18 protein-coding genes are annotated in these 17,871 nt (G+C 67.8%); 15 read left to right on the top strand and 3 right to left on the bottom strand.

Annotated features, from left to right (window positions below):
* Positions 1–5: 5 nt before the first annotated feature.
* Complete coding sequence (locus CEX88_RS18605; protein WP_274381123.1) at positions 6–1,010, bottom strand: sugar-binding transcriptional regulator; 1,005 nt, start codon at positions 1,008–1,010, stop codon at positions 6–8.
* A 106-nt stretch (positions 1,011–1,116) separates the two neighbouring features.
* Here CEX88_RS18605 and CEX88_RS18600 point away from each other — a divergent pair, with 106 nt between their 5' ends.
* The 14 genes from CEX88_RS18600 to CEX88_RS18535 all read left to right on the top strand — a co-directional run bounded on the left by CEX88_RS18600 (position 1,117) and on the right by CEX88_RS18535 (position 13,687).
* Positions 1,117–2,118 (top strand): NAD(P)-dependent alcohol dehydrogenase, encoded by a 1,002-nt coding sequence (locus CEX88_RS18600; protein ID WP_094294602.1) that lies wholly within the window; start codon positions 1,117–1,119, stop codon positions 2,116–2,118.
* The gene (locus tag CEX88_RS18595) at positions 2,115–3,536 is read left to right on the top strand and encodes a mannitol dehydrogenase family protein (protein ID WP_094294601.1); all 1,422 of its coding nucleotides are present in this window, start codon (positions 2,115–2,117) and stop codon (positions 3,534–3,536) included. Before CEX88_RS18600 ends, CEX88_RS18595 begins: the two co-directional genes overlap by 4 nt.
* Entirely contained in the window at positions 3,533–4,474 is a 942-nt protein-coding gene (locus CEX88_RS18590) for a carbohydrate kinase family protein (protein ID WP_094294600.1), read from the top strand. The genes CEX88_RS18595 and CEX88_RS18590 overlap by 4 nt, the downstream gene beginning before the upstream one ends.
* Positions 4,474–5,433, top strand: coding sequence for a non-homologous end joining protein Ku (ku, locus tag CEX88_RS18585; protein WP_094294599.1), 960 nt, complete (start codon positions 4,474–4,476; stop codon positions 5,431–5,433). Before CEX88_RS18590 ends, ku begins: the two co-directional genes overlap by 1 nt.
* 184 nt (positions 5,434–5,617) lie before the next feature.
* Positions 5,618–6,409 carry an SDR family oxidoreductase gene (locus CEX88_RS18580; RefSeq protein WP_094294598.1) on the top strand — a complete coding sequence of 264 codons (792 nt, stop codon included), beginning with the start codon at positions 5,618–5,620 and terminating at the stop codon, positions 6,407–6,409.
* Between the two features lie 10 nt (positions 6,410–6,419).
* On the top strand, positions 6,420–7,496 hold the full coding sequence (locus tag CEX88_RS18575) for an NAD(P)H-dependent amine dehydrogenase family protein (RefSeq protein WP_094294597.1): 1,077 nt from the start codon (positions 6,420–6,422) through the stop codon (positions 7,494–7,496).
* Positions 7,497–7,529: 33 nt separating this feature from the next.
* Positions 7,530–7,799, top strand: coding sequence for a hypothetical protein (locus CEX88_RS18570; protein WP_064426413.1), 270 nt, complete (start codon positions 7,530–7,532; stop codon positions 7,797–7,799).
* A gap of 89 nt (positions 7,800–7,888) precedes the next feature.
* Positions 7,889–8,122 (top strand): hypothetical protein, encoded by a 234-nt coding sequence (locus tag CEX88_RS18565; protein ID WP_066840852.1) that lies wholly within the window; start codon positions 7,889–7,891, stop codon positions 8,120–8,122.
* A gap of 77 nt (positions 8,123–8,199) precedes the next feature.
* Positions 8,200–9,426 carry an Nramp family divalent metal transporter gene (locus tag CEX88_RS18560; RefSeq protein WP_094294596.1) on the top strand — a complete coding sequence of 409 codons (1,227 nt, stop codon included), beginning with the start codon at positions 8,200–8,202 and terminating at the stop codon, positions 9,424–9,426.
* Positions 9,426–10,487: a poly-gamma-glutamate hydrolase family protein gene (locus tag CEX88_RS18555; protein WP_094294595.1), complete on the top strand. Its 1,062-nt coding sequence runs from the start codon at positions 9,426–9,428 to the stop codon at positions 10,485–10,487. The genes CEX88_RS18560 and CEX88_RS18555 overlap by 1 nt, the downstream gene beginning before the upstream one ends.
* The gene (locus CEX88_RS18550; protein ID WP_238382112.1) at positions 10,487–11,572 is read left to right on the top strand and encodes a serine hydrolase domain-containing protein; all 1,086 of its coding nucleotides are present in this window, start codon (positions 10,487–10,489) and stop codon (positions 11,570–11,572) included. The genes CEX88_RS18555 and CEX88_RS18550 overlap by 1 nt, the downstream gene beginning before the upstream one ends.
* Positions 11,573–11,616: 44 nt before the next feature.
* Positions 11,617–12,390 carry a DUF1365 domain-containing protein gene (locus CEX88_RS18545; RefSeq protein ID WP_066807810.1) on the top strand — a complete coding sequence of 258 codons (774 nt, stop codon included), beginning with the start codon at positions 11,617–11,619 and terminating at the stop codon, positions 12,388–12,390.
* Positions 12,387–12,968 carry a sigma-70 family RNA polymerase sigma factor gene (locus CEX88_RS18540; protein ID WP_094294594.1) on the top strand — a complete coding sequence of 194 codons (582 nt, stop codon included), beginning with the start codon at positions 12,387–12,389 and terminating at the stop codon, positions 12,966–12,968. Before CEX88_RS18545 ends, CEX88_RS18540 begins: the two co-directional genes overlap by 4 nt.
* Positions 12,965–13,687: an anti-sigma factor gene (locus CEX88_RS18535; RefSeq protein WP_094294593.1), complete on the top strand. Its 723-nt coding sequence runs from the start codon at positions 12,965–12,967 to the stop codon at positions 13,685–13,687. The genes CEX88_RS18540 and CEX88_RS18535 overlap by 4 nt, the downstream gene beginning before the upstream one ends.
* Positions 13,688–13,775: 88 nt before the next feature.
* Here CEX88_RS18535 and CEX88_RS18530 read toward each other — a convergent pair whose 3' ends face one another.
* On the bottom strand, positions 13,776–14,876 hold the full coding sequence (locus tag CEX88_RS18530; RefSeq protein ID WP_094294592.1) for a glutamate--cysteine ligase 2: 1,101 nt from the start codon (positions 14,874–14,876) through the stop codon (positions 13,776–13,778).
* A 183-nt stretch (positions 14,877–15,059) separates the two neighbouring features.
* Here CEX88_RS18530 and CEX88_RS18525 point away from each other — a divergent pair, with 183 nt between their 5' ends.
* On the top strand, positions 15,060–15,878 hold the full coding sequence (locus tag CEX88_RS18525; protein ID WP_094294591.1) for an LLM class F420-dependent oxidoreductase: 819 nt from the start codon (positions 15,060–15,062) through the stop codon (positions 15,876–15,878).
* Here CEX88_RS18525 and CEX88_RS18520 read toward each other — a convergent pair.
* On the bottom strand, positions 15,875–17,842 hold the full coding sequence (locus CEX88_RS18520) for a flavin-containing monooxygenase (protein WP_202931561.1): 1,968 nt from the start codon (positions 17,840–17,842) through the stop codon (positions 15,875–15,877). The two genes, CEX88_RS18525 and CEX88_RS18520, sit on opposite strands and share 4 nt — an antisense overlap.
* Positions 17,843–17,871: the final 29 nt, after the last annotated feature.

Genomic DNA, 17,871 nt, shown 5'->3' with positions numbered 1-17,871 from the left:
TCTCCTCACTGCGCCAACAACCAACGCGCACAATCGATGTCACACACCAACAGCCGGGCCAACCCGCCCCGCAGGACGGCCAGAGTGGCGTCGTACTTCGCGGCGCCGCTGGAGATCAGCAGCGTCTTCTCGCAGTTGCGGATGTCCTCGAGCGGCACGGACACCGCGCGCTGCTGGAGTTCGGTGTCGACGGGGACGCCGGCCGCGTCGAAGAACCGGCCGCCGATCTCACCCACCGCGCCGAGCAACTCCAACTCGTCGAGCATGCGGGTGTCGAGGAAGCTGCCCTCGAACAGCGTGGTCGACGTCGAGACGGCGCCGACGCCGAAGAGCATCATGTCCGCGTGCCGTCCCGCCTCCAACGCGCGGGAGATCACCGAATCGCTGCGCATCGACGCCACCGTCGACGGGTCGGCATACAGGGGTGCGGGCAGTCGTAACGTGCTCGCGCGCAACGTTTCCCCGCAGCGGCTCAAGATGAACTCGGTACCGGTCTGATACGCCGCGGTCGACATGGCGCCGTCGAGCTGCACCACCGCGCGGCAGCTCGCCACCCCGGGAACCAACGCGTTGGCCACCGCGACCTGCTCAGGCCCCCAGGTGAACCCGAGGACGTCGTCGGGTGTGAGACGCCGCATCAGCAGCGCTGCCGCAGCCCGGCCAACGCTGGCGTATGCGACGGGCCGACCGGGTGCGCCGATGTCGACGCCGTGGCCGGCGACCACCACCTCCGTCAGCCCGTAGCGCCGCTCGAGTTCTCGCTCCTCCTCGGCGTGCAGGTCCTCACTCAGCCCGACGGGCACGGCGATCTCGATGCGCACCAGACCCCGGGCCTTTGCGCGGGCGATCAATCGACCCGCCGTCGGGCGCGAGACACCCAAGCGGGTGGCGATCTCGGCCTGGGTCAATCCGTCGAGGTAGTACATCGTCGCCGCACGCAGGGCCAGGCGGACGTCCTGCGTCGGCACCGCAGCCCCGGCGAGGTCACCGGTCGACGTTGGAGCGGTCACCGCCCTGCCCTCCTCGGACTGTGAGCATCTGCTCAGGGGTGCGATTAGATGCTCATCACGTTAACATGGTGATGTGACGCACACAACACTCTCGCCGGACAGCCGGATGCGGGCGGCCGTGCTCGTCGAACCCGGGCGGATCGAAATGCAGGAGCGCCCTGTGCCCCGGCCAGACCCCGGTGACGTGCTGATACGGGTCTCGTCGGTGGGAGTCTGCGGATCGGACACGCACTATTACCGGCACGGGCGCGTGGGCGGATTCGTCGTCGAGGCGCCGTTGATCCTCGGCCACGAGGCCGCGGGCACGATCGTCGACGTCGGCGACAACGTCGACCCGTCGCGCATCGGCGAACGGGTGTCGATCGAACCGCAGCGCCCCGACCCCGACAGCGACGAAACCCGCCGCGGGCACTACAACCTGTGCCCGCACATGAGGTTCTTCGCCACCCCGCCCGTCGACGGGGCGCTCTGTGAGTACGTGACCATCGGCGCGGAGTTCGCCCACCGCGTGCCGGACTCGATCTCCGATGAAGCGGCGGCGTTGTGCGAGCCGCTCTCCGTCGGCATCGCCGCCGTCCGCAAGGCCGGTGTCGACGGACGGTCGCGGGTGTTGGTCACCGGCGCGGGCCCGATCGGCATCGTGGTGATCCAACTCGCGCGGGCCTACGGCGCGACGGACATCATCGTCAGCGATCCCGACGAGGCCCGTCGGCAACGGGCGATCTCGTTCGGGGCCACGGAAGTTCTGGATCCGACGACCCAGCCGATAGGTGATTTCGGGGTGGACGGATACATCGACGCCTCGGGCGCGCCGACGGCCGTGGCCGATGGCATTCGCGCGGTGCGACCCGCCGGCCGGGTGGTGTTGGTCGGCTCGGGTGCGGAGTCGATGGAGCTGCCGACGCAGGTGATCCAGAACCGTGAGCTGGTGTTGACGGGCGTCTTCCGCTACGCCAACACCTGGCCGACGGCGATCGCGCTCGTCGAGTCCGGCCAGGTCGATCTCGACGCGATGGTGACCGCCCGCTTCTCCTTGGAGCGCACCGCCGAGGCCCTCGACTCCGACCGCACGCCGGGCAGCGTGAAGTCGGTGGTGACGGTGTCATGAAACTCGACAACTCCACGCTCGCACAGCTTTCCACCGACAAGCCGACCTACGATGGATCCCAGATATCGGTCGGCATAGTGCATTTCGGAGTCGGCGGCTTTCACCGGGCACATCAAGCAATGTACGTCGACCGACTCCTGGAGAAGGGGCTGGCCAAGGAGTGGGGCATCGCCGGCGTCGGCGTGATGCCTGCCGACCGCAGGATGGCCGACGTGATGGCCGCCCAGGACGGCCTGTACACCCTGCTGCTGGAGAAGCCCGACGGTACCCGCGAGGCGCGGGTGATCGGTTCGATCGTCGACTATCGCTACGCGCCCGACGACCCGGAGTCGGTGATCGAACTGTTGGCCGCGCCGAGCACGCGGATCGTCTCGCTGACCATCACCGAGGGCGGCTACAACATCGACAACCTCGGTGACGGCGTGAACGTCTTCGGCCTGGTGGCCGAGGCGCTGGCGCGCAGGCGCGACCGCGGCATCACCTCCCCGACGATCGTGTCGTGCGACAACATCGAGGGCAACGGCGACGTCGCCCGCCACGCGTTCACCACCTACGCCGAGCGGGTGCATCCCGGCCTCGGCGAGTGGATCGGCGCGCACACCACGTTCCCCAACTCGATGGTGGACCGCATCACACCGGTCACCACACCCGACGTGATCGACGTCGTGGCAACCGAATTCGGTATCGATGACCAATGGCCGGTGGTGGCCGAACCCTTCACGGCGTGGGTGCTCGAGGACGACTTCGCCGACGGGCGACCACCGTTGGAAGACGTGGACGTGCTGATGGTCGACGACGTCACCCCGTACGAGCTGATGAAGCTGCGTCTGCTCAACGCCGGCCACCAAAGCCTCTGCTATTTCGGGTATCTCGCCGGTTACCGGTTGGTGCACGACGCCGCAGGCGACCCGCTGTTCGCTGACTTTTTGTTGGCGTACATGGACGACGAGGCCACACCGACGCTCAAACCCGTGCCCGGCATCGATCTCCCCGACTACAAGCGCACGCTGATCGAGCGGTTCGCCAACCCAGGCGTCAAGGACACCATCGCCCGGCTGTGTTACGGCTCATCGGACCGCATTCCGAAGTGGCTGCTGCCCGTCGTCCGCGAGAACCTCCGAACGGGCGCGCCGATCCGGTTGTCGGCCGCGACGGTCGCCAGTTGGGCGCGCTACGCCGAAGGGGTCGACGAGCAGGGGCAGCCGATCGACGTGCAGGACCAACTCGCCGACGTCCTGGTGCCGCTGGCAGAGGCTCAGCGCGACAATCCGACCGCATTCATCGAAAACACCGACCTCTTCGGCGATCTCGCCTCCGACCAGCGATTTGTCGACGCATACGTCTGGGCGCTGAACTCGCTGCACCGCGACGGCGCGAGGGCAACGCTGGAAGCGTTGATCCACGGGAACGAACCATGAACACGAACCGTGCGCTGGTGATCGGCGAGGCGTTGATCGACATCGTCGAGCGTGGCGGCGAGATCGCCGGTGAACACGTCGGCGGCAGTCCACTCAACGTGGCGGTCGGGCTGGGCCGGCTGGGCCGCGGCGTCGACTTCCTGACACACATCGGCGACGACGAACGCGGACGGCGCATCGTCGACCATGCCGAAACATCCGGAGTGCAACTCGTCTCGGGAAGTACGGACGCGGCGAGGACGCCGACCGCGTTGGCCACGCTCGACGAGCAGGGTTCGGCGCAGTACGAGTTCGACATCGAATGGCAACTGACCGGAACGCCCGAGGTGGGTCCCCCGCTGGTGGTGCACACCGGTTCGATCGCGGCGGTGCTCGAGCCCGGCTGCCGTGCCACCGCCGCACTGGTCGAGACGTATCACCCGTCAGCCACCGTGACGTTTGATCCGAATGTGCGGCCCGCGCTGATCGAGGACGCCGATGCCGCGCGCACCCGCATCGACCGGCTCATCGAGCGCTGCGACGTGGTGAAGGCCAGCGACGAGGACTTGCGGTGGCTCGACCCGGGCCGCGCCCCCGAGCAGATCGCGGAGACGTGGTTGTCGCTGGGCCCGTCGATCGTCGCGGTGACGGTGGGCGCGCAGGGGTCGTTCGCGCTGTGCGCGCAGGGCCTGGTGCGAGTGCCGGCGTTCGAGGTCGACGTCGTCGACACCGTGGGCGCCGGCGATGCGTACATGAGCGGTCTGATCGACGCGCTGTGGACGTTGGGGCTGCTGGGCGCTCAGCGGCGGCGTGACCTGGCGCGAATCAGTGCGGCCGACCTGACGCGTGTCCTGCGCACGGCCGCGATGTCGTCGGCGCTGACGGTCGCCCACGCCGGCGCCGACCTGCCCGATCGCGGTAGCCGCGATGCGGCGCTGGAATCAGCCATACTGGGTTGATGCGTTCCATATGGAAGGGTTCGATCGCGTTCGGCCTGGTGAACGTGCCGGTCAAGGTCTACAGCGCGCAGCAGGACCACGACGTGAAGTTCCACCAGGTGCACGCGAAGGACAACGGGCGCATCCGATACAAACGTGTCTGCGAGATCGACGGTGAAGAAGTCGAGTATCGCGACATCGCCCGGGCGTACGAATCCGACGATGGCCAGACGGTGATCATCACCGACGAGGACATCGCCACGCTGCCCGAGGAACGCAGCCGCGAGATCGAGGTGCTGGAATTCGTTCCCGCCTCCGACATCGATCCGATGATGTATGACCGCAGCTACTTCCTCGAGCCCGAGGGCAAGTCGTCGAAGTCGTATGTGCTGTTGACCAAGACGCTCAAGGAGACCGACCGGGTCGCGATCGTGCACTTCGCGTTGCGCAACAAGACGCGACTCGCGGCGCTTCGGGTTCAGGACTTCAGTAAGCGCGACGTCATGGTGATCCAGACGCTGTTGTGGCCCGACGAGATCCGCGATCCCGACTTCCCGGTGCTGGACAAGGAAGTCGACATCAAACCGGCCGAGCTGAAGATGGCCACCCAGGTCGTCGACTCGATGACCGACGACTTCAACCCCGACCGCTACCACGACGAGTACCAGGAGCAGCTGCGTGAGTTGATCCAGGCCAAACTCGAAGGCGGCGAAGCATTCACCACCGAGGAGCAGCCGCAGGAACTCGACGAGACCGAGGATGTCTCCGATCTGCTGGCCAAACTCGAAGCCAGCGTGAAGGCGCGACGCGAAGGCCGCAGCGGGTCAAAGGGTTCCGACGACGACAAGCCGGCCAAGAAGGCGCCCGCGAAGAAGAGTGCCGCCAAGAAGACCGCGGCGAAGAAGACGCCCGCCAAGAAGGCCGCGAAGAAGTCGACGGCCAAGAAGTCGACGGCGAAGAAGTCCGCCGCGAAGAAGTAGCCGCCCGCCAGGACTCGGGGCGTCGTAGAACTACTGTTCGCGAGACGTACACCAGGGCCGTGCTATCCAGTCCAAGCACCACCCTGGTGTACGTCTCGCGGCAATTAGAACGTGTTTCAGAAAGCCCTCACGCGCATCGTCGTGTCCTGTTACGGTTCGCCCGGCGAGGGAAGGATTCGGAAACGTGATTCTTGACAGATTCCGGCTCGACGATCAGGTCGCGGTGGTCACAGGCGCCGGTCGCGGCCTGGGCGCCGCGATGGCGCTGGCATTCGCCGAAGCCGGTGCAGACGTGGTGATCGCGTCACGCACACAGTCGCAACTCGAGGAAGTCGCCGAGCAGATCAAGGGCGTGGGCCGCAGGGCGCACGTCGTGGTCGCCGACCTGGCCCACCCCGCCGACACCGCCACGTTGGCCGGTGCCGCGATCGAGGCGTTCGGAAAACTAGACATCGTCGTCAACAACGTCGGCGGCACCATGCCCAACGCGCTACTGAACACCTCCACCAAGGACCTGCGCGACGCGTTCACCTTCAACGTGACCACCGCGCACGCCCTCACCACCGCGGCGGTTCCGCTGATGCTCGAGCACTCCGGCGGCGGCAGCATCATCAACATCACCTCCACGATGGGCCGGCTTGCCGGCCGGGGTTTTGCGGCCTACGGAACGGCCAAGGCCGCACTCGCTCACTACACCCGCCTGGCCGCGCTCGACCTGTGCCCGCGGATCCGGGTCAACGCGATCGCGCCGGGGTCGATCCTCACATCGGCGCTCGACATCGTGGCCTCCAACGACGACCTCCGTAAGCCCATGGAGCAAGCAACTCCGATGCGCCGACTCGGCGATCCGCAGGACATCGCCGCCGCCGCGGTGTACCTGGCCTCGCCCGCTGGCAGCTACCTGACCGGTAAGACGCTGGAGGTCGACGGCGGTTTGACGGTGCCCAATCTCGACATGCCCATTCCGGACCTGTGAGAGGACCTCCATGACGATCAAAGTGGCCGCGGTCGGCACCGGCAACGTCGGCAGGCACGCGCTGACCCAGCTCATCAACGATCCGCAGTACGAGCTCACCGCTGTCTGGGTGTCGTCGGAAACCAAGGCCGGCAAGGACGCGAGTGAGCTTGCCGGACAGCAGGTTTCGACCGGCATCACCGCCACGAGGGACCTCGATGCGGTGCTGGCGACCCGACCCGACTGCGTGGTGTACACCGCGATGGCCGACAACCGGCTGCCCGAGGCGCTCGAGGACTACCGTCGCATTCTGGCCGCGGGCGTCAACGTCGTCGGCAGCAGCGCGGTCTTCCTGCAGTACCCGTGGGAGGTGCTGCCCGACGAACTCGTCAAGCCGATCGAGGAAGCCACCCAGACGGGCGGATCGAGTGTCTTCGTCAACGGCATCGACCCCGGCTTCGCCAACGACCTGCTACCGCTCGCGCTCGCCGGAACCTGTCAGAGCATCGAGCAGATTCGGTGCATGGAGATCATCAACTACGACACCTACGACAGCGCCACGGTGATGTTCGACGTGATGGGATTCGGCAAGCCGCTCGACGAGATCCCGATGCTGTTGCAGCCCGGCGTCCTGAGCTTGGCCTGGGGATCGGTGGTGAGACAGCTGGCCGCGGGGCTCGGCATCGAACTCGACAAGGTGTCCGAAACCTATGTGCGCGAACCGGCTCCCGAGGATTTCGACATCGCAGCGGGCCACATCACCAAGGGCACCGCGGCGGCGCTGCGCTTCGAGGTCCAGGGCATCAAGGACGGCAAGGTCGCCGTCGTGCTCGAACACGTCACCCGGTTGCGCGATGACCTGCACCCGGACTGGCCGCAGCCCGCTCAGGAGGGTGGCTCGTACCGCATCGAGATCACCGGCGAACCGTCGTACACCATCGACCTCTGCCTGAGCAGCCCGAACGGTGACCACAACCACGCCGGACTCGTCGCGACAGCCGCCCGGGTCGTCAACGCGATCCCCGCGGTCGTGGCCGCGCCGCCGGGCATCCGCACCACACTCGACTTGCCGCTGATCACCGGAAAAGGGTTGTACGCTGTGCGTTGAAGCCGGGGGTCGATCAGAATCGAGGACGTGCCTATGCGGACCACCCTTCGTTATCTCGCACCGCTGATCGCTGCCGGCGGCATCGCCGCGGCACTCGCGGCGGCCTCGCCTGCCGCCGCCGAACCGGCCCCAAACCCCACCCTGCCGCAGTGCGTCGACACCGGCGGTGCCCAGGCCATCGGCGGGTCCACCACCGAATGCGCGTCGCCGGGCAACGTTTCGATCGACGCCACGCCCGCTCAGCAGGAGTACGTCGGCCCATGGGGAAGCATGTGGGAGGGCGACGGCTTCTTCTTCCCGTGACCGTTCGGGATTGACGCTCAACGTTATTCGCAGCGCTCGCCGTATGTGCGGCCGCTGACCAGAAGTGCCCCTGGCCGAGGAGGCCAACCATGAAGTCCCGATTTCGTTATCTCACAGCGACTCTCGCGGTCGGCGTCATCGGCGCGTTAGCACCCGTCGCCGGCGCCGCGCCCCAGTGCACCAACATCGCCCCCAACACCACGCAGTGCCAGACCAACGGAAGTTCACAGATCGTCACGTCACCGTCGGTGCAGACCAGCCCCTATTGGGGTTGGCCGTGGGGCGGCGGCCTCATCATCGGGCTCGGCGGCGGGCACAAATAACCCCACCCACCACCGACGGCCGTGGTTTCGGCTACCCTAACTTTTCTATTCGCAACCCCGGATAGAAAGAGGGTGGGGTGGCCCACAGCACCGAGGTGAAGGCGCGCCCGAGCTGGCTGCTGCTCGGACCGGCGTTCGTGGCGGCCATCGCCTACGTCGACCCCGGCAACGTCGCCGCCAACGTCAGCGCCGGCGCCCAGTTCGGTTTCCTGCTGATCTGGGTGATCGTGGCGGCAAACGCGATGGCCTGCATCGTGCAGTACCTCTCGGCCAAGCTCGGCTTGGTGACCGGCATGTCGCTGCCGGAGGCGGTCGGTAACCGCATGCGCCGCCGCACCCGGCTGACCTACTGGATGCAGGCCGAATTGGTCGCGATGGCAACCGATCTCGCCGAGGTCGTCGGTGGCGCGATCGCGCTGTACCTGCTGTTCGACCTACCGCTGCTGACCGGCGGCATCATCACCGGCGTCGTCTCGATGGTGTTACTGATGGTCAAGGACCGCCACGGCCAGAACTCGTTCGAACGCGTCATCACCGGACTGCTGGCCGTCATCGCGGTCGGCTTCCTTGCCAGCCTGTTCGTCGCTCCCCCACCGCTCGACGAGGCGGCGACGGGGTTGGTGCCGAAGTTCGCCGGCACCGAGAGCGTGCTGATCGCCGCGGCGATGCTGGGCGCGACCGTGATGCCGCACGCGGTGTACCTGCATTCGGGCCTGGCCCGGGACCGCCACGGCCATCCCGACCCCGGGCCGATGCGGCGGATGCTGCTGCGGGTCACGCGCTGGGACGTCGGCATCGCGATGGTGATCGCCGGCGCGGTCAACCTGTCGATGGTGTTGGTCGCCGCGACGAACCTGCGGGGTCAGGAAAACACCGACTCGATCGAGGGTGCGCACGCCGCGGTCGGCGAGACCCTGGGGCCGACGATCGCGCTGTTGTTCGCGATCGGCCTGCTCGCCTCGGGGTTGGCGTCGTCGTCGGTCGGCGCGTACGCCGGCGCGATGATCATGCAGGGCCTGCTGCACCGCTCCATTCCGCTGGTGCTGCGCCGCCTCATCACGCTGCTGCCCGCACTCGCGGTGTTGGCGATCGGCCTGGATCCCAGCCGTGCGCTGGTGTTGTCGCAGGTGGTGCTGTCCTTCGGGATACCGTTTGCGCTGATTCCGCTCGTGCGGCTGACCAGCGACCGCGCCCTGATGGGCGCCGACGTCAACCATCGGGTGACGACGGCTATCGGGTGGGTCATCGCGGGCCTGATTACTCTTTTGAACGTGATGTTGATCTATCTGACGCTGACGGGTTGATGCACACCTACTTCGCCTACGGCTCGAACCTCAACGTCCACCAGATGGCGTTGCGGTGCCCCGACGCGGCGCACCCCCGGCCGGCGATGCTGTCCGACCACGACTGGCTGATCAACGAGCGCGGCGTCGCCACGGTCGAACCGTTCCACGGCTCCGAAGTGCACGGTGTGCTGTGGCAGCTCAACGACCGCGATCTGGCGGTGCTCGACAGCGCCGAAGGCGTTCCGGTGCGTTACCGCCGCGACCGGCTCACCGTGCACACCAACGAGGGGCCCGCCGAGGCGTGGGTGTACATCGACCACCGCGTCGAACCTGGTCCGCCACGACCGGGCTACCTCGAGCGCATCATCGACGGCGCCCTGCACCACGGCCTGCCATCCCGCTGGGTCGACTTCCTCAAGCGGTGGGATCCGGCGCATTGGTCCGGTCGCTCCGACCGATCCGATATCCCTGCCCCAGAGTCGCTTTCGGAACTCCTGGCGCAGCCGGGCATCGTCGAGGAGCGGATCTTGCGGTCCCGCTTCGGTTTTCTGGCCATCCACGGCGGCGGCCTCGAACAGATGACCGACGTGATCGCCGAACGCGCCGCCGACGCCGCGGGCGCCTCGCTGTACACGGTGCGCCACCCCGACCACTATCCGCACCATCTGCCCTCGGCGCTGTACCGGGCGCAGGAGTCCGAACGTCTCGCGGAGTTCCTCGAGCACGTCGAGGTCGCGGTGTCACTGCACGGGTACGGCCGCGTCGGTCGCAGCACTCAGTTGCTCGCGGGCGGGCGCAACCGCGCACTAGCCGAGCACCTCGCCGAACACGTCGAAGTGCCTGGCTACCAAGTCATCACCGACCTCGACGCGATCCCGCGCGAACTGCGCGGGCTGCACCACGACAACCCCGTCAACCGCGTCCGCGCAGGCGGCGCGCAACTCGAGCTCACACCGCGGGTGCGCGGCATCAGCCCGCGCAGCCAACTACCCGGCGACGACGGGCTCACACCGGCGACCTCCGCGTTGATCCAAGGGCTCGTCGCCACCGCGCATTCCTGGGAACTACGCTCGGCCTAGTGCGTATCGCGACCATCGCGGCCCTGCTTCTCCTTGTGCTGACCGCCGCACCGGTTCATGCCCAGCCCGCCGCCGTCGACGCGACCCTCGAGCGTGCCGTCGCGGAGGAAGGACTCGCCGGCGGGATCGTCGTGATCCGCGATGGGCCACACCTCACCCGGTACTCCGCCGGGTACTCCGACCTCGACACCGAAGCCGGATTCGCACCGAACACCCGGTTGCGTGTCGGTAGCATCACGAAAACCTTTGTGGCCGCGACGATTCTGCAGCTGGTGGCCGAGGGCAGGGTCGGGCTCGACACATCGATCGAGACGTACCTGCCCGGCCGCATCCGGGGCGAGAACATCGATGCCACGGCGATCACCGTGCGCCAGCTGTTGCGCCACCAGAGCGGCCTGCCGGAATACTTCGACGACCTGACCGAGATCCCGGATGAGCCCGTGAGCGGCGATCAACTGCTCGACAGGGCGCTGGCTCGGCCCGCGCAGTTCGCCCCCGGCGCGACGATGAAGTACACCAACACCAACTACATCGTCGCCGGCCTGCTGATCGAGAGGGTGACCGGGAGACCGGCGGCCGACGAGATCACCGCGCGAATCATCGCGCCACTGGGGCTGTTCGACACGTACTCCCCCGCGCCGGGCGAGAACGGGCTGCGGGTGCCGTTCGCCCACGGCTACGAAGTGGTCGACGGCAGACGCACCGACGTCACCGACTTCAACGCCTCCGCGGCGTGGACCGCGGGCGGCCTGGTATCGACCGACGAGGACACGACGGCGTTCATCACCGCGCTGCTCGACGGGCGGGTGGTGCCGCGGCCTCAGCTCGACGAGATGATGCGGACCGTTCCCATGCCGGATACCGAGGGACTTCTCGAGTACGGATTGGGCCTCGGGCGCGTGTCATTGCCGTGCGGGGTGAACGCGTGGGGCCACGGCGGCGACATCGCGGGGTATCACAGTTTCGCGGTCAAGACCTTCGACGGGCCTGCCATCTCGGTGACGCTGACGCAGTCGCCGGAGTCGACGGCGCCCGCCGAGGATCCGCGCGGAGATGTCCTGACGGCGCTCTATTGTCCCGCCTGACCTGAGCACCCATCCGTCGCGCGTGCGGCTCCGAATACCTCCATGTGGATGGTTCCTACCTGTACCGCACCCGGACGGCGCACCTGCGTCGTGCGCCGGTGTATCACCATTTCGAGCATCACGGTTACAGCTGGCTGGTCGACGTCGACCGGCTTCCGCGGGTCCCATGGTGGCTGCGGCCCTTCGCGCGCTTCGACGCCCGCGACCACCTCCACGGCGCCCCGGGTGACTCGCTGCGCCAGCGCATCGACGCGTTCCTGTGGGACCGCGGTGTCGACCTGGGCGGCGGGCGGGTCACCGCGCTGCTGCAGGCGCGGGTGGCCGGCTACGCGTTCAACCCGGTGACGCTGTACTGGTGCCATGACACGGCGGGCGTCGTGCGCCACATCGTCATGGAGATGCACAACCACCGCGGTGAACGGCATGCGTATCTGCTGCCGCCGAGCCCGGACGGGACGTCGATGGCGCCGAAGAGGCTGCGGGTGTCGCCGTTCAACGGCACCGACGGTCACTACCTGGTGCGCGCGCCGCACCCTGGCGACGAGGTGAACGTGACCGTATCGCTGCACCGCGGCAACGGCCCGGCGTTCATCGCCACGGTGCGTGGCGCACGCAGGCGCGCGGGTGTCGCCGAGGTGCTGCTGATGCAGGCGAAGGCCCCGCTGGCGCCGTTGATGACGGCGCTGGAGTACCGGCTCCAGCACCTCACGCTGTGGCTGCGGCGTGTCCCACTGGTGCGCGGCGCCGAAGCGGTCGGCGAAACTGTCGCTCCGACAGCGGCTTTCGTCGGCAACACGGCCAGATCGCGATATTCATGACGGTGCCCACGCGGGTGGCTAGGCTACCGCTGGTGACCACGGACCTCGACGAGCTGCTTCGCCAGGTTGCCGAGGAGAACGTCGAGGCCTTCGCCACCTTCTACGACCGCACCCGTGCGCGGGTGTTCGGCCTGGTGACCCGGGTACTGCGCGATCCGGGGTACAGCGAGGAGACCACGCAGGACATCTACCTGCAGGTGTGGCGCACCGCGGGAACCTACGACCCTTCGGCGGGTTCCCCGCTCGCGTGGCTGATGACCCTCGCGCACCGCCGCGCGGTCGACCGGGTGCGGTCCGAACAGGCCGCGACACAGCGGGAGGACCGCTACGGCGCGGCCACCGTCGAACTGCCCTCCGATCACGTCGCCGACTCGGTGATCATGCGCGACGAGCGCCGCCAGGTGGCCAACTGCCTGGGATCGCTGACGGATGTACAGCGGGAGTGCATCCAGCTGGCCTACTACGACGGGCTGACCTACGCCCAGGTCTCCGAACGGTTGTCGGCGAACCTCGCCACCATCAAATCGCGGATGCGCGACGGCCTCCGCGGTCTCCGCAAGTGCTTGGGGATGGCATGACCGAGCCCATGGATAGCGACCTCGGCGCACTCGCGGCGCCCTACGCCCTGAACGCGATCTCGGATTCCGAACGCGAGGAAGTCGACCGCCGCGTCGCGGCCGCGCCCCCCGCCGTCGCGCAGGCCTTCGCCGACGAAGTGCGCAATGTCCGAGAGGCCATGGCGGTCGTGTCGGCCGCCACCGCCGCCGAACCGCCTTCGCATCTGCGCGAGCGCCTGCTGGCCGAGATCGGCGGCGGACGAGCGGAACCGGTACGCCAGTTGCGGCCGCGTCCGACGCGTTGGCAGAAGACCGCGCTGGCCGCTGCCGCTGTGGTCGTGGTCGGCGCGGGCGCCCTGGGCATCGGTTTGGCGCTGCGACCGGCCGACAAACCCTCGACCGCCGAGCAGGTGTTCGCCGCGCCCGACGTGCGCACCGTCTCGGGGGAGATTCCGGGCGGCGGCACCGCGACGGTGGTGTTCTCGCGCGAGAAGGATGCCGGGGTGCTGGTGATGAACAACGTCACCCCGCCGCAACCCGGCACCGTCTACCAGATGTGGCTGGTCGACGCGGAGGGTCCGCATCCCGCGGGCACCATGGACCCGCAGTCGGTGGCGCCGTCGACGACGGCCGTGCTGCCCGACCTCGGCGACTCGAGCACTCTGGCCTTCACCATCGAACCGCCCGGCGGTTCGGCGGAGCCGACCGGCGCGCCGTTCGCCGAGCTACCTCTGGCCTAGATATCTGCATCGATTTCTGCGAGACGGTCGTGATTTCCGCGGAAGCACAGCCCTGGTGCAGATTTCGGCGTACCCCAGGCCGGTCCGCCTACGCTCCCGCCAGCGTCGCCTCGGCCGCCTCGGCCACGACGTCGCCCACGTCCCGGCGGCGCTGCCACGCCCGCCGCTGCCGGATGGCGCCGTTGCCCTGGTCGGTGACGCGGCGCAACTCGTCGAACACCAGGTCGTAGTCGCCCACGGCTTCGAGCGCGGGCCGTACGTGCTCGACGAGCCGGTCCAGCAGCTCTCGTGCGGGCACCCGCTGATGGCTTTCCAGCAGGTCGACCGCATCGCCGTCGAGGCCGTCGCGCGCGGACTTCCAGTACGCGGCCTTGAGCGCATGCGCGGCGAGCGGCGGTGTCGGCTCGCCGCGCCGCTCGTCCTCCAACGCCGTCATCACCGCGGCCCGGGTCAACGCGGCCAGCAGGACGGTCTCGGCCGCCGTCGCGGGCACGTCGGCGACGCGCACTTCGATCGTCGGGAAGTTCTTCGACGGCCGCACATCCCAATAGACCATGCCGTCGTCGCGCATCGCGCCCGCCTGTTGCATCATCTGCACGACGGCGTCGTACTCGTCGACGGAGTCGAAGTGCGGCGGCGGGCCCGCGCTGGGCCACCGCGCCCACAGCACACTGCGCCAGCTGGCGTAGCCGGTGTCGGAGTTGCGGTAGATCGCGGAGTTCGCGCTCAGCGCCAGCAGGCTGGGCAACCAGGGCCGCAGCCGGTTGCTGACCCGGATCGCGGCTTCGCGGCTGGGCACCGCCACGTGCACGTGGCAGCCGCAGATGCCCTGCTCGTGCGCGATCATCCCGAACTTCTCGCCGATCTCCCGGTACCGCGGAGTGTCGGTGATCGGGAACTCCTGCGGAAGTGTGGGCGGCAGCCCGACCGCCAGCAGTTGCGCCCCGGCCGCGTCCGCGGCCTCGGCGGAGAGTCGGCGCAGCCGCAGCAGCTGGTCGCGTAGTTCGCGGGAAGAGGCGACCACCTCGCTGGTGGTTTCGACCTGGCAGGTGGTCAGTTCGAGTTGCAGCTTCACACCGCGCTTTAACGCCTCGCGGGCGACGACCTCGTTGAGCGCGACAGGTTCCCCGCTCGCGGGGTCAACGAGCAGGAACTCTTCTTCGACGCCGATCGTGGGATGCGTGGCCATGGGTCAACTCGTTGCCGAAATATTGATCCGGCCCGTCGGATGATTCACGACGGGCCGGATCGGGGCAATAAATCCTTCAGGTCCGGGGACTCCGATGATTCGAAGTCGGCGGCAGATGTATTGCCCGAAGCTTCTGCGCGCCAAACATCCTTTGTCGACCTGCGACCCTCCTACGATCGATCCGTGATGAAACCCTTCCGGTTCGGCGTCGGTCTGCAGGCCGCGCGCCGTCAGAAGTCGGTGCAGGACTGGGCGCGCCGCGCCGAGGACATGGGCTACGACATCGTCCACGTCGCCGACCACCTCTACACGACCGCGCCGTTCCCGATGATGACGGCGATGGCGATGGCGACCGAACGGCTCCGCGTGGGCACGTTCGTGCTCAATGCCGGCTTCTACCGGCCCGCGCTGCTCGCGCGGGAGGTGACCACGCTGCGGGACCTCAGCGGCGGGCGGTTCGACCTCGGGCTCGGCGCCGGCTATGTCAAGGAGGAGTTCGAACAGGCCGAGCTGCCTTATCCCACAGCCGGTCAGAGAGTGGACTGGCTGCGCCACGTCACCGAGCACATGAACGAGCACGCGCCCGATGTGCCGATCCTCATCGCGGGCAACGGCGACAAGCTGCTGACGCTGGCCGCTCAGCGCGCCGACATCATCGGGCTGACCGGCGGCGCCCCGATCACCGCGACGTCCGATCCGCTCGCCGACCGCATCGCGTTCCTGCGCCAAGCGGCCGGTGACCGGTTCGACGACCTCGAGCTCAACATCGCCGTCACCGCCATGCCGACCGACGATTCCGGCAGGCCCGACCTGTCGATCACGAGCCGGTTCCTCCCCCACTTGTCAGAAGAGGAACTGCTGGCTACCCCCGCGGTGTTGTCGGGGTCGACGAGCGAGATCGCCGACACGCTGCGCGGCTACCGCGAGACGTACGGCATCAGCTACATCACCGTCCAGCAGCTGCACGCCGAGCCGTTCGCGAAGGTGATCGCCGAGCTTTAAGAGTTTCGCGCTTGTGCGACAACGGATTCAACCGACCGCACCACGAGATCCGACCATTCCGGTTCGCGCACCGCGTCGTGGTATTCGTAGAGCTTCCACGGGCTGACGGTGTGGATCTCACCGCGGGCGTTCTTGAAGTAGGAATGCTCGATCGACGGGTGCGACCAGACCGTCATCTTGATCGCCTCCTGCGACCGGCGACGCCAGTCGTCGGTGGCGTCGGCCTTCGGCTCGATCGAGTGCAGCCCGTCGGCCAGGGCGCGCAGACACTGGCCGATGTAGCGCATCTGCAATTCGGAGTTGAAGATGAGGCTGCCGCCGTGTGCCAGATGCGTGCCGGGGCCGTAGGTGAGGAAGAAGTTCGGGAAGCCCGGAACCATGATCCCTCGGTACGCGTACGGCCGGTCGCCCCAGACGTCGCGCAGGTCGATCGGATTGCCGTCGCCGTCGCGGCCGGTGATCCGCAGCGGCCACAGCACCTCGGTCGCGCGAAAACCGGTGGCGTACACGATGATATCGGCGTGCCGTTCCTGGCCGTCGGCGGTCACCACACCCGTCGGCGTGATCCGCTCGATCGGCGTGCGGATCAAGTCGACGTTGTGCCGGCGAAGGGTTCGCAACCAGGTGCCGTCATCCTGCAGCGTGCGCTTACCCGTCGCCGGGTAGTCGGGCAGAACCTTGGCGAGCAGCTCTTCGTCCCCCTCGACCTGGGTGGTGATCCAGTCGGTGAACATCATCCGCGCGGCGGCGTTCATGTCGCTGACCGCGTAATCGCCTTGCTCGTAGGCGGGATCCACACGTGCGGCGTCCAAGCCCTTGTCGGCGCCCGGCCACAGCAGCAGGAACCGGTACCAGCGGCTGTAGAACGGCAGGTGTTCCATCGCCCAGCGGGTGCCGTCGCCAACTTCGTTGTGGTACATCGGGTTCGGGAACATCCACTGGGCGGTGCGCTGGTAGACGGCGAGATGCTCGACCCGGTCGGCGATCGCGGGCGCGATCTGGAAACCGCTCGCGCCCGCGCCGATCAGCGCGACACGGCGGCCGGTGACATCGACGCCGTGGTTCCACGCGGCGGAGTGAAAGGCCGGTCCGGCGAACGTGTCAGCCCCTTCGATATCGGGGATCTGAGGCCGGTTGAGTTGGCCGACCGCGCTGATGATCGCACGCACGGAGATTCTGGAAACCCGGCCGTTCTTCGCGCGCACGGCGACCGACCAGGTCCCCGAGTCGTCATCCCATTCGGCCGAAACCATCTCGGTCTCCCACCGCACGTGCTCGCCGATGCCGTGTTTGTCCATCACGTCGACGAAGTACTGACGCAGCTCGGGCTGCTCGGCGAAATAGTGGCTCCACTTGTTGCTGGGTTCGAAGCTGTAGCAGTAGAAGTGGTTGGCCACGTCGACGCGGGCGCCCGGATAGCTGTTCTCCCACCAGGTTCCGCCGGGGCCTGCGTTCTTCTCCACCACCGTGAACGGCAGACCGGCCTGCTTGAGCCGGATGGCGGCGAGCAGCCCGGACTCGCCGCAGCCGATGACGAGCACGGGAAGCGTTGCCGCCGCGTCTGGATCGATGGGCTCGGGCTTGCGGGGGTCGACGCCGTCGAGGTCGAGTTCCTCGGTCAGCAGCGGCAAATACTCCTCGCCGACGGGTTCGCATGCGGCCCAATCCATCATCTGCTTGACGACGGACGCGTCCAGCGGTGCGGGTTCGGGGCAGCCGCGGTCACGGTAGGCCGTGATCACCTCCAGCGCCTCGGCCCTGGCCCGAGCCTTGTCCTCTTCGGACATGAAGCCCTGCACCTCGTTGAGGAACAACCCGGCCTGGGCGTAGTCGCGGATGAAGCGGGTGTCGCCAGTGATGTGCACGAGGCTGAGTAACAGCGTCGGGACGCTGACGTCCTCGAGCGCCCGCTGGATTTCGTCGGTGGGCGTTGTGAACGGCGTGCCGGCGTAGCGACTGCGCACGACATCTCCTCCTGACCGCGACGGCCGCA

It is taken from the genome of Mycobacterium neumannii, assembly GCF_002245615.1.
GTDB lineage: Bacteria > Actinomycetota > Actinomycetes > Mycobacteriales > Mycobacteriaceae > Mycobacterium > Mycobacterium neumannii_A.
Note: the sequence above shows the minus strand (reverse complement) of the source record. Positions and strands in the feature narration are given on the sequence as shown.